This is a genomic window from Chryseobacterium sp. Leaf404 (assembly GCF_001424145.1).
Taxonomy (GTDB): domain Bacteria; phylum Bacteroidota; class Bacteroidia; order Flavobacteriales; family Weeksellaceae; genus Chryseobacterium.
In genome coordinates this window covers 31,900-47,695 of the sequence record NZ_LMQM01000012.1, presented here as the reverse complement: position 1 = coordinate 47,695, position 15,796 = coordinate 31,900, and the positions used below count along the sequence as shown (strand labels likewise).

7 protein-coding genes are annotated in these 15,796 nt (G+C 39.0%); all 7 read left to right on the top strand.

Translation table 11 applies throughout. The features are described from left to right. Positions 1-11 precede the first annotated feature (11 nt). The 7 genes from ASG31_RS11940 (at position 12) to ASG31_RS11910 (ending at position 15,793) form a co-directional block, all read left to right on the top strand. Positions 12-2,594 carry a TIM-barrel domain-containing protein gene (locus ASG31_RS11940; RefSeq protein WP_056032689.1) on the top strand — a complete coding sequence of 861 codons (2,583 nt, stop codon included), beginning with the start codon at positions 12-14 and terminating at the stop codon, positions 2,592-2,594. A 16-nt stretch (positions 2,595-2,610) separates the two neighbouring features. Further along, a complete protein-coding gene (locus ASG31_RS11935) occupies positions 2,611-4,017 on the top strand; it encodes a glycoside hydrolase family 43 protein (protein ID WP_082504576.1) in 1,407 nt (468 codons plus the stop codon). Positions 4,018-4,041: 24 nt separating this feature from the next. Next, positions 4,042-5,409, top strand: coding sequence for a glycoside hydrolase family 43 protein (locus ASG31_RS11930; protein ID WP_056033968.1), 1,368 nt, complete (start codon positions 4,042-4,044; stop codon positions 5,407-5,409). Positions 5,410-5,415: 6 nt separating this feature from the next. After that, a complete protein-coding gene (locus ASG31_RS11925) occupies positions 5,416-7,359 on the top strand; it encodes a glycoside hydrolase family 97 protein (protein ID WP_056032685.1) in 1,944 nt (647 codons plus the stop codon). Between the two features lie 244 nt (positions 7,360-7,603). Continuing rightward, a complete protein-coding gene (locus ASG31_RS11920; RefSeq protein ID WP_056032682.1) occupies positions 7,604-10,126 on the top strand; it encodes a glycosyl hydrolase 115 family protein in 2,523 nt (840 codons plus the stop codon). Positions 10,127-10,217: 91 nt separating this feature from the next. Continuing rightward, positions 10,218-12,968 (top strand): T9SS type A sorting domain-containing protein, encoded by a 2,751-nt coding sequence (locus tag ASG31_RS11915; protein WP_056032679.1) that lies wholly within the window; start codon positions 10,218-10,220, stop codon positions 12,966-12,968. A 197-nt stretch (positions 12,969-13,165) separates the two neighbouring features. Beyond that, the gene (locus ASG31_RS11910) at positions 13,166-15,793 is read left to right on the top strand and encodes a glycoside hydrolase family 3 C-terminal domain-containing protein (protein ID WP_056032676.1); all 2,628 of its coding nucleotides are present in this window, start codon (positions 13,166-13,168) and stop codon (positions 15,791-15,793) included. The last annotated feature ends 3 nt before the right edge of the window (positions 15,794-15,796 follow it).

The following is a 15,796-nucleotide window of genomic DNA, read 5'->3' as shown; positions in this document are numbered from 1 at the left end:
AGTATTTTAATATGAACTGGAAAACTTTAATTTACCTTTTTATTCTGTTTCCTTTACTGGGGAACGGACAAATTTATATCAGTCATACCATCAATCGAGATGGAGTGGTTGTGCAGTTATCAGAAGGTCTTTTGAAAATAAATCCAGTTCATAAAAATGCGGTTAGAATCCAGTGGATAAAAGATTTACCGGCAGAAGAGCGGGAGTTTGTTTTGGTCAATAAGCAGAATGTTACGAAATTTAAATGTTCGGAGAATAAAGGTTTTTTAAAACTCAAATCCGGAAACGTTACCGTTTTATTAGATAAAAAAAATTCAATGCTTACTTTTCTTGATAAAAAAGGAAAAGTGCTGCTGTCTGAAGCAATAAATAGTCGAAAATTAACGGACAACACCTTTTCTTCCGAACCTTGCTACATCGCAGAACAAGGCTTTGAAACAACACCTGATGAATATCTTTTTGGGTTAGGACAGTTTCAGGACGGGCACTATAATTTGAAAAATATCAGCAGAAAACTGATTCAGGTCAATAGCCAGATTGCGTTGCCTTTTCTTTATTCTTCAAAAGGATACGGTATTTTGTGGCATCAGTACGGTTTATCGTGGTTTAATCCGGCGGACAATAATATCGTGCTTTCGAAAGATTCGTCCTCCAAAGGAGAAGAAAAAGAAGTGACCACGACAAGCGGAACGGTGAAAGTTTCCCAGCAACAGTCTTCATATAAAGGGAAATTGTTTTTGGACAAGGATTCCGAATATACATTTATGCTCGATTTGGGCGATATGGATAACCGTCATCTTTTGATGATTGATGGAAAACCGGTGATTGACCAATCTAATCTATGGTTACCTCCCGCTGTAAGTACAAAAATTCAATTAAAAGCTGGAGAACACAATATACAGGTTGTTTGTAAAGCTAGCAATACACCCACTTTGAAATGGAGTGAAGCAAATAATGTGACGACTTTCCGCTCTCCAAACAGCAAAGCTTTGGATTATGTTTTTTTTGCAGGCAATGATACAGATGAAGTAATAGAAGCTTATAGAGAACTTTCAGGTGAAGTTCCTATGCTTCCGAAATGGGCGTTTGGATATTGGCAATGCCGTGAACGATACACTTCGTCCTCGCATCTTGTTGAGACCGTGAAACAATTTAGAAAAAGAAAATTGCCGATGGATGTGATTGTTCAGGACTGGCAGTATTGGGGGAAATACGGATGGGGCGTTCCGAAATTTGATGAACAACATTATCCAAACCCGGAACAATTCATTAAAGAATTACATCAGTTAAATTCAAAATTCTCCGTATCCGTATGGGAAAATTTAGATAAAAAATCAGTTGTTGCGAAAGATTATCAAGGGCTTTATATTCCTGACAGTCCGTGGATTGATATCTATAATCCGAAAACCCAAAACGTTCATTGGAATGCTTTGAATGATAACCTTTTTAAATTTGGGGTTGATTCCTGGTGGATGGATGCCACAGAACCGGAAAATGATGCATTGGGAGGAAAGCAAACTTATTTCGGAGCCGGAGAATTTTACAGATTGACCTATCCTCTTTTCGTAAGTCAGGCAGTTTATGAAGGTCAAAGAAAAACAAATCCCGATAAAAGAGTGGTGATTTTAACACGGTCTGCATTCCCTGGTCAGCAACGTTACGGAACCATCAATTGGTCGGGAGACATCGGCTGGGATTGGGATACCTACAAAAGACAGATTGTTGCCGGACTCAATTATTCTTTGACCGGAATGCCGTATTGGACAACCGATATCGGTGGCTTTTTCCGACCGGGTTCTTCTCAATATACCGACCCAAAATACCACGACATATTGATGCGTTGGTTTCAATGGGGTGTTTTTTGTCCGATTTTCAGAACTCACGGCTATCAATCCGAAACAGAACCCTGGAAATACGGCGATAAAGTGGAGGGTGAAATGCGTGAATTAATCAATCTTCGATATCAATTATTGCCATACATATATTCTCAATCTTGGGAAGTATACCACAACAATTCTACAATAATGCGTCCGATGGTGATGGATTTTAAAGATGATCCGGAGGCTGTAAAACAGGCATACCAATATATGTTTGGGAATTCTATATTGGTTGCTCCTGTCACGATGCCGGAAGCAAAAGATTGGAAGGTATATCTTCCGAAAGAAACTTCGTGGTACGACTTCTGGACGGATAAAAGCTATGACGGCGGACAAAATATAACCGCTGATGCTTCAAAAAACAAAATCCCTTTGTTCATCAAATCCGGTTCTATCATTCCTTTCGGACCGATAATGCAATATTCTTCCGAAAAATCAAATGAAACAATGACGATTAAAGTCTATTCCGGCAAAAACGGTTTTTTTGAACTTTATGAAGATGAAGGAGATAACTACAATTACGAAAAAGAAAATTACAGCTTAATTTCATTTACCTGGAACGAAAAAAATAAAACTTTAAAGATTGGCTCACGTCAGGGAACTTTTGAAGGAATTACAGAAAAAAGAACTTTCAATATCAGTATAATCGGCTTGAATGGTAAAATCATAAACAGAAATATTCTGTATGATGGTCGTGCTGTTGTGTCCGAATTTTAATGAAAATAAATTGAATATGAAAAAAATAAAAATAGTAATTAGTCTGGTTTTAGGCATTATGAGCATCGACATTGTTGCCCAGAATCCTGTGATCCAGACTCATTTTTCACCAGATCCGGCACCAATGGTTTATAAAGATAAAATGTACGTTTACACAGGAGACGATATTCCGGGATACGATTTTTATTATATGACTAAATGGAGAGTACATTCATCCGAAGATATGGTGAACTGGACAGATCACGGCGTTCCGATTTCTTTAGAATATTTCAGTTGGGCTCGTGACCGCGCCTGGGCAGCACAATGTATACAGCGAAACGGTAAATTTTATTGGTACATCTGTGCTCAAACCGTTAATAATGATATGGCAATCGGAGTTGCCGTTTCGGATAATCCGACAGGACCATTCAAAGATGCGCTCGGAAAACCGCTGATTACAACGGGAAGCTGGGACAATATCGATCCGACGGTTTTCATAGATGATGACGGACAAGCTTATCTCTATTGGGGAAACAGCCATCTTTTTTATGTAAAACTTAATAAAGATATGGTTTCGTATGAAGGAAAAATCACTGAAATTCCGCAGTCGGTGGAATCATTTGGCGGACTCAGACGTCCCGGAAAAAGTGATGAGGTTTTGCAAAAACAGGAGAAATTTGAAGATGTTTTTGTGGAAGGACCGTGGTTTTACAAACGTAATAACCAATATTATATGATGTATGCTGGGATGACAGGTCGTACAGAATGTCTTTCTTATTCTACTAGCAAATCTCCGACAGGTCCCTGGAAATATCAGGGAAAAATAATGACCGACCAGCCAACCAATAGTTTTACCAACCACGGCGGAATTATCGATTTCAGAGGAAAGTCTTATCTGTTCTATCACACCGGATTGTTGCCAGGTGCAGGGAGTTATGGCAGGTCGACTGCGATTGAAGAATTCAAATATAATCTGGACGGTAGCATTCCGAAAATTACAATAACCCAAGAAGGCGTAAATCCTGTTGCAACGGTAAATCCCTACAAAAGAAACGAAGCAGAAATGATGGCTTGGTCTGAGAAATGCAAAACCGCCGAAAATAATAAAACCGGAGTTTATGTAACTGAAACTCGAGTGAACGGATTTATTAAAGTTCGTTCGGTAGATTTCGGGACTCAGGGTGCTTCGGGATTTTCTGCTTCAATAGCTTCCGGGCTTGATGGTGGAATTCTGGAAGTGCATTTAGACAATATCAAAGGAACAAAATTAGCTCAAATCGACGTGCCGAGAACAGGAGGATGGGATGTCTGGAAAACATTGACGGCACAAATTTCAGAATCCGTTTCAGGCGTTCACGATGTGTATTTTGTCTTTCAGGGGAAAAATATAACGGCGGGTCGCGAGCTTTTTAATTTCAATTACTGGAGTTTTCAGAAGAAATAATGTTGAATGTTAATTGATTTAAAAATGAAGAATAATAAAATAAAATATGTGTTAAGTTCTCTGTTTATAGGATGTGTAGGAGTTTTATCCGCACAGAATCCCATCATTCAGACCGCCTTTACCGCCGATCCAGCGCCAATGGTTTTCAATGACCGTCTGTATGTATACACCAGTCACGATGAGGATGATTCTACGTGGTTCACGATGAACAACTGGAAACTGTTTTCCACCAATGATATGGTCAACTGGACAGACCACGGCGTCATTCTTTCCTATAACGATTTCGATTGGGCAAAGCGTGATGCGTGGGCAGCACAATGCATCGAACGTAATGGGAAATTCTTTATGTATGTTCCAATGATTTCGAAAACCAATAACAAGGGTGCAATCGGAGTTGCAGTTGCCGACAGTCCGTTCGGTCCGTTTCACGACCCGCTTGGAAAGCCTTTGGTTCAGAGTGAATGGGGAGATATTGACCCGACGGTTTTCATTGATGATGATAGTCAGGCACATCTCTATTGGGGAAATCCTAAGCTAAAATATGTAAAGCTGAATGAAGATATGATTTCGTATTCCGGTGATATTGTTGAGGTTCCGATGACCGAAGAATCTTTCGGAAAACGAGAAGGCAATCCGGAAAGACCAACGAAGTACGAAGAAGGTCCGTGGTTGTACAAACGGAAAAATGTCCATTATCTTTTCTGGCCGGGCGGAGAGTTGCCGGAATTTATTGGCTATTCCACTAGCAAAAGCCCACAAGGTCCGTGGAAATACGGCGGAATCATAATGCCTGCGGAAGGAAAATCTTTTACCAATCATCCCGGCGTGATTGATTTCAGAGGGAAAACCTATTTTTTCTATCACAACGGCGCTTTGCCGGGCGGAAGTGGATTCACACGTTCGGTTAGTGTGCAGGAATTAGAATTTAATAAAGATGGCTCTATTTCTCCATTCAAAATGACCAGTGGGATTACGAAAGCTATTGCAACCGTTAATCCTTATGCATTCAATCAGGCGGAGATGATTTCGTGGTCGGAGAATGTAAAATCTTATCAAAATAAAGTTGCGGGAGTTTTCATTAAAGCAAAGAAAAACGGAGCGTATTCAAGTGTGAAAAATGTAGATTTTGGAAAAGATGGCGCAACAACTTTTTCTGCAAGAGTAGGAACCACACATAACGGTGGAGTTACAATGGATGTTCATTTGGACAGTTTGGACGGACCGATTGCGGGAACTGTAAAAGTCCCGATGACTGGAGGAGATGACCGCTTTGAAACGGTTAAAATCAATTTATCTAATTCGATTAAAGGCGTTCATAATCTGTATTTCGTGTTCAATGGCAAAGCGGAAAAAGATATTATGTTCTTTGATTATTGGACGTTTTCAAAATAAATCAGAATGAAAAAATTTACACTTATATTTCTATCATTAATAAGCTTTTGTTTTTTATCGAAGGTCAAAGCACAGGTTGCCGAAGTTTCCAGTCCGGACGGAAAGCTGAAACTGAATGTATTTTCAGAAGAGGGAAAAGCATTGTATTCCGTGACTTTTCAAGGCAAAATAATGCTCGAAAAATCTCCGTTAGGTTTAATTACTAATGAATCTGATTTTTCTAAGAATTTAAAATTCATCAACAGCAAAAAAGATAACGTTTCTAAAAATTACAGCAATGAGAAAATCAAAAAATCGGAAGTTGAGTATAAAGCCAATACACTGACAGTTAATTTTATCAATGCAGACCAATTCAATATCGGAATTGAATTTCAGGTAAGCAATAATAATATTGCTTTTAGATATGAAATTCAACCAATGAAAGACCGTTTCAGCGTTGTCGTACAATCAGAAATTACAGGATACAGATTTCCTTCACAAACCACAACTTTTTTATCACCGATGATGAAACCGATGACAGGTTTTGCCAGAACAGCACCAAGTTACGAAAGTGGCTACAAAGCCGATGCTGAATTAGGAACAAAAGCAGATTATGGTTATGTTTTCCCGGGACTTTTTCATATTGAAAACGAGGGCTGGGTTTTGCTTTCAGAAACCGGAGTGAGCAGTTTGTACTGCGCTTCGCATCTTGACACCACTTCAGATAAAAATATTTACCGGGTTGCCTATCCCAATATGTCAGAAAACAATGGTTTTGGAAGTTCCGGAGCAGCAATTTCTCTTCCGGGAACCACTCCTTGGCGAACCATCACCATCGGCGATTCTCTGAAACCTATTGTGGAAACTACCATTCCGTTTGATGTGGTCGACCAGCTTTATGAACCTTCGCAAAAATATCAATTCGGAAAATCTACCTGGAGCTGGATTCTGTGGCAGGATAACAGTATGAACTTTGACGATCAAGCCAAATTTATTGATTTGTCATCAGAAATCGGTTATGAATACATTTTAATTGATGCGCTTTGGGATAGAAATATTGGGAAAGAGAGAATGAAAGAACTCATCCAGTATGCAAAATCCAAAAATGTCGGCGTAATGCTTTGGTACAATTCCAACGGTTCAGCCAACGATGCGCCGATGGGACCAAGAAACAAAATGAGTTCTTCCATCGAAAGAAAAAAAGAAATGAAATGGCTGAAAGAAATCGGTGTAAAAGGTCTCAAGGTCGATTTCTTTGGCGGAGACAAACAGGAAACGATGCGTCTGTACGAAGATATTTTGTCGGATGCCAATGATTTTGGTTTAATGATTATTTTTCACGGAGCAACTTTGCCAAGAGGCTGGGAAGTGATGTATCCGAATTATGCAGGAAGCGAAGCTGTTTTAGCCTCGGAAATGCTTTATTTTTCGGAAGACGTTCGTAAGCAGGAAGCTTTTTTTGCCACTTTACATCCTTTCATCAGAAATACGGTCGGAAGTATGGAATTCGGCGGAACTTTTCTGAATAAATTTTTGACCAAATCAAACAAAGACAAAAATAAAAGACATACCACCGACGGATTTCAGTTGGCGACGGCTGTTCTGTTTCAAAATCCAATTCAGATGTTTGGGGTAACGCCAAATAACCTGACCGATGCTCCGAAATTTCAGCTTGATTTTATGGAAAAAGTCCCCACACTTTGGGACGAAACGGTTTTCATCGACGGCTATCCCGGGAAATTTTCTGTGATTGCGAGAAGACATCAGGACAAATGGTATTTTGTAGGTGTGAACGCAGAGAAAACTTCTAAAAAATTTCAACTCAATCTTCCGATGTTGGCTGGTAAGAATCTGGAACTCATCAACGATGATAAATCCGGAAATACCTTTACAAAACCAGTTTCCATCAATAAAAAAGGAATATACGAAATTGAGATTCAGCCGAATGGCGGTTTTGTTTTGAAGAATTAATGCAGGAATAATTTGGGCAGCTTAATCCGTCTTCCACTCCCGCTTTTTTGCTCGTCGTTCCTCCTCACAAAAAGAGCTCCGTTCAAGCCGGGCTGCGAGAGATTTGCTGCAATCAAAGAATTCGCAGGATTTAATAGCAATAGCCGTAGGTGCAACCTATGGAAACCGAAATATAAATAAAATGCGAACCCTTAAAGGGTTCAATTCATCAGCAAGATTTCATTATTAATAAAAATAAAAGATTATGAATCGAATAAAAATATTTTTTCTCGTCGCATTTTTCGGATGTTGTCTGCAGATCAATGCAACAGAGCCGTTTATCAGCACAGAAAAAAAATCCGAAAACATTGTATTAAAAGAAAAATCAGTTAGTCTATCCATTTTCACAAACTCAGGAATCGACAATGGAATTTTAAGAGCTGTAAAAAACCTTCAATCCGATTTCCAGAAAGTAACTGGCGAACAACCTAATATTCTGAATCAGATTTCAGGAATGAATTCTCCTTTGATTATCATCGGAACTGTCGGAACAAAATCTATCATTGATGATTTAATCAAACAAAACAAGATTGACGGAAAAGCATTAACCGGAAAACGTGAAAAATACATCATCCAAAGCGTCAGCAATCCGTTTCCCGGAGTTTCGGAAGCCATTGTGATTGCGGGAAGCGACAAAAGGGGAACGATTTATGGGATTTATGAAGTTTCTCAGCAGATTGGTGTTTCGCCCTGGTATTATTGGGCAGATGTTCCAGTAGAAAAGAAAGAAAATTTATACTTCAAAAAAGGAATTTATACCGATGGAGAACCGGCTGTAGAATACCGCGGCATTTTCCTGAATGATGAAGAACCTTCGCTTGGCGGTTGGGCAAGAGCAACTTTTGGCGGAATTAATTCTAAATTTTACGAAAAAGTTTTTGAATTGCTTCTCCGTTCAAAAGCCAATTATCTCTGGCCTGCGATGTGGGGAAAAGCGTTTTACGACGACGATGCGTTGAGCGGACCATTAGCCAACGAAATGGGAATTATAATGGGAACTTCGCACCACGAACCAATGGCTCAGGCACAGGCAGACTGGCACCGATATATCAAAAAAAACAATCTTCCGAACGTTTGGGATTATTCTAAAAATGCAAAAGTCTTGCAGGATTTCTGGAAAGCCGGAATTGTAAGAAGCAAAAACTGGGAAAAGCTTGTAACGGTAGGAATGCGTGGCGACGGTGATGAAGCGATGGGAGAGGGAACCAATATTTCTTTGCTTGAGAACATCGTAAAAGACCAGCGCAAAATCATCCAAAATGTTACAGGTAAAAATCCAAACAAAACTCCTCAGGTTTGGGCTTTGTACAAAGAAGTTCAGGATTATTACGATAAAGGAATGCGTGTTCCGGATGATGTGATTTTGCTGTTTTGTGATGACAACTGGGGTAATGTAAGAAAACTTCCTGACCTTTCAAAACCTTTGCATAAAGGCGGTTACGGAATGTACTATCACTTCGATTATGTGGGTGGACCGAGGAATTCAAAATGGATCAATATTAATCCGATACAACGTGTTTGGGAACAGATGAATCTTTCCTATGAACACGGTGTGGATAAAGTCTGGGTCGTGAATGTTGGCGATTTGAAACCAATGGAATTTCCAATCAGTTTTTTCTTAGAAATGGCGTGGAATCCGAAACAATTTAATTCTAAAAACCTTTTGGAATACACGGAAAAATGGGCTGCACAGCAGTTTGGAGAAAAACATTCTAAAGAAATTGCCAGGATGATTAATCTTTATGCCAAATATAACCGCAGAGTTACACCGGAAACTTTGGATAGCAAAACATTCAGTCTTGAAAATTACAATGAATTTGAAACCGTTTTGAATGACTACAGAGCTTTGGCAGTAGATGCGTTACGTTTGAAAGAACAGATTCCGGCAGAATATCAGGATGCTTATTATCAACTAGTTCTTTATCCGATTGATGCGTGCAGCAATTTGTACGAAATGTATTATGCAGTTGCTAAAAATAAAGAATTGGCAGCCAAAAATGATATTCAGGCTAATTTCTATGCTGATAAAGTGAAAGAATGTTTTGAAAGAAATGCGTATCTCGACAATAAATACAACAATGAAATTGCCGGTGGAAAATGGACGCATATGATGGATCAGATGAAAATAGGATACAAAAGCTGGGCAGACGGAAAAGAAAACATAATGCCTGAAGTAATTTATGTTTCTGAAGAAAGTGTTCTTAATGAGAAAATTTTTCAGGAGAAAAACGGCTATGTTTCTATAGAAGCGGAAAATTTTGCCAGAATGAATAATTCTGACAGGATTCATTGGGAAGTGATTCCTGATTTCGGTAAAACTAAATCTGCAATGACAACATTTCCACAAAATGCCTATCCAAAATCTGAAGAAAATATATATCTGGAATATGATATTAATTTCGAGTTTAAGGGCGAGTTTGAGGTTCAGTTATTATTAGCACCAACTTTAAATTTCAACCACAACAAAGGACTTCGTTATGAAATTTCTTTTGACGGCGGCACACCACAAACTGTTAATTTCAATGGACATTACAAAGGGGAATTGGGAAGATGGCAGTCTGAACATATCATTAAATCAATCACGAAACATCAGATTTTGCAACAGGGAAAACATACGTTACGTTTCAGAGTTCTAGAACCCGGAATTGTTTTAGAAAAAATTTTAATCAACACAGGCGGACTTAAGCCAAGTTATTTGGGCGCTCCTGAAAGTGAAATTTCACGCTAAAAATAAATAATAAATCAATATTACTATATAAGAAAAACAATAACATCATTTTGAATTCAATTAAAATCAATGTCAAATTAAAATTAGTATTATGAGAAAAATCGTCAGTTTGGTACTTGCTGCTATGACAAGTATCGTATTCACAGGGCAATTAAGTGCCCAGAGTACACAGACCGCAAAAGTGAAAATTGATAAGAACATTACTTATCAGAACATTACAGGGTTCGGAGGTTTTGTCTGCAGTCCGCAGTTTGCCTACAATCACATGACCCCTACAGAAATTCAGAAACTCTGGGGAACCGGTGCTACTGATGCGGGTTACAACATGTTGAGGCTGTATATTCCGGAAGATCCTGCCAACTGGCCTCAAGCATTAGCTACTGCACAGCAGGCAAAATCAATGGGACTTATTGTTTTTGCAAGTCCATGGACAATGCCGGCGGCATGGAAGACCAATAACAATTCGAATGCAGTTTTTACTGATGCCAATGGTGTACAGCAAATAGGGTATCTGAAACCTGAACACTATCAGGATTATGCTTTACACCTGAACAGTTTCGTTACATATCTTGCGACAAACGGAGTAGCGCTTGATTACATTTCAATTCAAAACGAACCAGATGAGATGGCGCAGTACGCAGGCTGTATCTGGACGCCAACTCAGATCGCAAATTTTGTGAGAGATTACGGTCAGTTAATTAACTGCAATGTTATTGCTCCTGAGAGTGTCGGATTCACCGATAATTTTGCAAATGCATTTCTGAATACAGCAACCATGGCCAATTTTGAAGTGTATGGAGGTCATCAGTATGGTTCTATGCAGTCAGTTTACAAGCAGTTTCAGAACAATAACAAACAAATCTGGCAAACCGAATATCTAATCAACTGGAATTCCAATACCAGTGTTCCTGCGAGAGATTTTAACTGGTCAATCGACGGTTTCACCTTTGCAAGAAGTGTGAACAATGCAATGCTTGGCAACATTAACGCGTGGGTTCATTATGCATCAAAAAGGTATTACGGAATGATGGGTGACGGAACTAACGGAACTGTAGCGGGTGAAATGACAAAGAGAGGATACATTTTATCGCAGTTTGCAAAAACTACAACCGGTAAAAGAAGAATTGATGCCAAATGGGAAGTATCGGCCGGTACATTGGAAGGTTCATCCTATATTTCACAGGATGGAAATCAGATCACTTTGGTGGTTATCAATTCATCTGCCAATTCGTACAGTCTGAAAGCTGACCTTCCGTTCTTTACCAATTCCGGAACCAGTACAACGACATCACAGACAGCGGATATGGTTTCTGCTCCATTTACGTTCACCACAGATACTTTCAGACCGCAGATTACAGTGGCCCCTTCAAGTGTAATGACTTTTGTATTTAATAAAAGTGGAGACAGACCTGTCTCAACAATGACGGGAACTGAGGTTCATTACAACAAAATCGAAACGATGACTACTACAAATCCAGCTTTTGGAATTGGATATCAGTTATCAGGTAAAACGGTTACTTTCTATAATTCGACACCACTTATAAGTGCAAATACAACAGATTCAAATGGATATGTAGCATTGAATGACCGTTATAATAAATTGATTATTAACGTTCTGAGTTACACTACAAATCTAAGTCAGTCTTCGTCAAATACAACGCTTTACTATGTAGATAAAAGTAATGTGGTTCGATCATATAACTACGGCAGTATTGCATTTCCGGCACCAGGATCAGGAAGTTTCAATCTTGTTTTTGATCTTTCCCGTTCCACATTGCCTTTTGGATGTAAAGGAATTATAGGTTTAAGAAGCGGAAATTTCAGTTCAATTTTAAATTTAAACCTTGGCGATGTTTACTTTAATGTTGGAAATGAAAGAGCCGCGAAGTTCGATGCAGCCTACACTTCCACAGACAGCAATCTTATTGATGCGCTTGAAAATGAATATTACACATCGCTGGATTTTAGAACGGTTACCGGTATCAGTCCCTCATCAAGCTGGACAAGCGGTTCTCAAAACCTGAACAGCTTATTTTATATCAACAATTCTGTCGCCAACAGCAATCCAAATGTTGTATCAGGCACAGTTTGCAACACACTTACACTGTCTGATCAGGGTAAAGATTTCCAGGTTCCGTTTAATTTTTCAGCAATGTCAGCTACTTACAACAGAATTTTCAATGGTTATGAAGTAGTACTTTTGCCCTTCGAAGCTTCGGTACCATCGGGCGTTAATGCGTTTTTAATGGTTCCGGGTGCTGCCAGTATTTCTTGCAGTGCAATTACCAACGGAATAATTCCTGCAAACACACCGGTTCTCATCAATGCAACAGGAAATATTACCTTCACAGGGACTGGAAATGTCTCTACTCCGAAAGCAATTACGGTGAATCAGATGAACGGAGTTTATCATACTATTAAGGTTCCGGCAAACAGCTATGTTTTAAGAACAGAAAATGGTGTTACAGGATTTTATAAAGTTGTTTCAGGAAGTGAGCCAATGATCAATCCATTCCGTGCCTATCTTACCGAAGATAATATATATACAGCAGCTATGCTGCCTTTAGATTTCTCTGTACTGGCGGTTCAGGATAATACGCTGCAGAAAGAAGAGAGCAAAGTATATCCGAACCCTGCAAAATCAGAAATTTTTGTTGAACTAAAGGCAAATGACGCAACAGCAAGTATTTTCGATTTAAGAGGCGGATTAATAAAATCCGATTTGAAAATGACAGCAGGAAAAAACCGTATAGACATCAGTGAACTTTCTGCAGGTGTTTATTTCATTGAAGTTTCAGCTAAAGGAACTAAAATAGTTTCACAGAAGTTTATCAAACAGTAATATTTAAATCAGTTAATTTCCAAGGCCATCAATTAATTTTGATGGCTTTATTTTTTGTCAGATTTTAAACAAATTATAAAATAATAAGTGTTGATTTTACATTTATATAAAAAGAATCTTATCTTTGTTTTTATATCAAAATAAGCAGATAAAATTTGCTGTTTTACAAAATTAATATCAAAAGTTTCACTAATCTCATGCAAAAGCTAATCATCAGTATATCATTATTCGTCTGTGTCGTCTCATCTGCGCAGACTTTTAAATATCCGTTTCAAAACCCCAATCTTCCTGTCGAGCAAAGAATCGAGAATCTTCTCGGCTTACTAACCGTCGATGAAAAAATCGGAATGATGATGGACAATTCCAAAGCAGTTCCAAGACTAGAAATTCCCGCTTATGGATGGTGGAACGAAGCGCTTCACGGTGTTGCAAGAGCCGGAACAGCGACTGTTTTTCCGCAAGCTATTGGTTTGGCAGCAACCTGGGACGTTCCGGAACATCTCAAAACTTTTGAAATGATTTCTGATGAAGCCAGAGCTAAATATAATAAATCTTTTGATGAAGCTGACAAAACCGGACGTTACGAAGGTCTCACATTCTGGACTCCGAATATCAATATTTTTCGTGACCCTAGATGGGGAAGAGGTCAGGAAACCTACGGAGAAGATCCTTATCTTACGTCTGTTTTGGGCGTTGCTGCAGTAAAAGGTTTGCAGGGAAATGACCCAAAATATTTCAAAACCCACGCGTGCGCAAAACATTTTGCCGTTCACAGCGGTCCGGAATGGAACCGACATTCTTACAATGCGGAAGTTTCCAAAAGAGATTTGTACGAAACCTATCTTCCTGCTTTCAAATCTTTGGTTTTAGAAGGAGATGTAAGGGAAGTGATGTGTGCTTATAACGCTTTCGACGGACAGCCGTGCTGCGCCAACAATACTTTGCTTACCGAAATTCTTCGCGGAAAATGGAAGTACGACGGAATGGTAGTTTCCGATTGTTGGGCTTTGGCAGATTTCTATCAGGAAAAATATCACGGAACACATCCCGATGAAAAAAGTACTGCTGCAGATGCCTTAAAACATTCAACTGATTTGGAGTGTGGAGATACGTATAACAATCTTAATAAATCTCTTGCCAGCGGACTGATTACCGAAAAAGACCTTGATATATCAATGCGAAGAATCCTCAAAGGCTGGTTTGAATTAGGTATGCTTGACCCAAAATCGTCCGTGCATTGGAACCAAATTCCATATTCGGTGGTAGATTCGGAAGAGCACAAGAAGCAGGCTTTGAAAATGGCTCAGAAGTCAATCGTTCTGATGAAAAATGAGAAGAATGTTTTGCCTTTAAAAAAAAGCATTAAAAAAATTGCGGTTGTGGGTCCCAATGCTGATGACGGAATTATGCAATTGGGAAATTACAACGGAACGCCTTCTTCAACGGTTACAATTTTAGATGGAATTAAGGCAAAATTTCCAAACGCTGAAATCATTTATGAAAAAGGAAGTGAAGTCGCAGATCCTACGGCAAGAACTTCGCTCTATCAAAATTTTGTCAGTCAGAAAAACGGACAAAAAGGAATGAAGGTCGAATTTTTTAATAACAATGAATTCAAAGGTCAACCTGTCAATACATCAGTCAATAATACTACAATCACGTATAACAGCTTTGGCGGAACACAACTCGCCGCAGGTGTTGCCAGAGAAAATACTTCAGCAAGAATTTCCGGGATTTTTAAAAGCAGTTATTCCGGCGAAGTGATATTTTCTGCCGCGACCTCAGATATTTACACGCTTTTTGTTGACGGCAAAGAAATCGCCACCAGAAAAGGTCCTGATGCAAGACATCCTTCTGAATTTCCTGTGAAAATGGAGAAAGGGAAAGAATATCAGATAGAACTTCGCCATTCCCAAAAAGGGAAATATGTAAGTATTGCTTTTGAAGTGTACAAAAAAGACCCGGTAAATTTCGCTTCAGTAAGAGAAAAAGTAAAAGATGCAGACATCATTATCTTCGCAGGCGGACTTTCCCCAAATCTTGAAGGCGAAGAAATGTTGGTGAGTGCAGAGGGTTTCAAAGGTGGCGACAAAACTTCGATAGAACTTCCGAAAGTTCAGAGAGAATTACTGGCTGAATTAAGAAAAACCGGAAAACCTGTTGTTTTCGTTTTGTGTACAGGAAGTTCGCTCGGGCTGGAGCAGGACGAAAAAAATTATGACGCGTTGCTGAATGCCTGGTACGGCGGGCAATCCAGCGGCACTGCGGTTGCAGATGTTTTGGCGGGAGATTATAATCCTTCTGGAAAGTTGCCGATTACGTTTTACAAAAATCTTGAGCAACTGGATAATGCGCTTTCCAAAACCAGCAAGCATCAGGGTTTTGAAAACTATGATATGCAGGGAAGAACTTATCGATATATGACCGAAAAACCTTTGTACGCCTTTGGTCACGGTTTGAGTTATTCTAAATTCAATTACGGTGATGCTAAATTGAATAAAAATACCATTAATCCTAACGAAAACTTGACGATCAAAATTCCGATTACCAACATTTCAGGAAAAGACGGCGAAGAAGTGGTTCAGGTTTATGTGAAAAGGAATAACGATACTCTGGCTCCTGTAAAGACTTTGAGAGCTTTCGTAAGAGTGATCATCAAAGCAGGTGCAACAAAAAATGTTCAGCTTATAGTTTCTCAGGATTCATTTAAATTTTACGATGCAACAGTTGATGATTTAGCTTCAAAACCTGGAGACTACACGATTTTCTACGGTGGAACTTCCGATGAGTCAGGTTTGAAAAGTCTCATCTTAAAGGTTAAATAGTAG

Excerpts from the sequence above, each read along its gene's own strand:
- ASG31_RS11920 (WP_056032682.1), top strand. The coding sequence starts at position 7,604 with ATGAATCGAATAAAAATATTTTTTCTCGTCGCATTTTTCGGATGTTGT.
- ASG31_RS11925 (WP_056032685.1), top strand. The coding sequence starts at position 5,416 with ATGAAAAAATTTACACTTATATTTCTATCATTAATAAGCTTTTGTTTT.
- ASG31_RS11910 (WP_056032676.1), top strand. The coding sequence starts at position 13,166 with ATGCAAAAGCTAATCATCAGTATATCATTATTCGTCTGTGTCGTCTCA.
- ASG31_RS11935 (WP_082504576.1), top strand. The coding sequence starts at position 2,611 with ATGAAAAAAATAAAAATAGTAATTAGTCTGGTTTTAGGCATTATGAGC.
- ASG31_RS11915 (WP_056032679.1), top strand. The coding sequence starts at position 10,218 with ATGAGAAAAATCGTCAGTTTGGTACTTGCTGCTATGACAAGTATCGTA.
- ASG31_RS11940 (WP_056032689.1), top strand. The coding sequence starts at position 12 with ATGAACTGGAAAACTTTAATTTACCTTTTTATTCTGTTTCCTTTACTG.
- ASG31_RS11930 (WP_056033968.1), top strand. The coding sequence starts at position 4,042 with ATGAAGAATAATAAAATAAAATATGTGTTAAGTTCTCTGTTTATAGGA.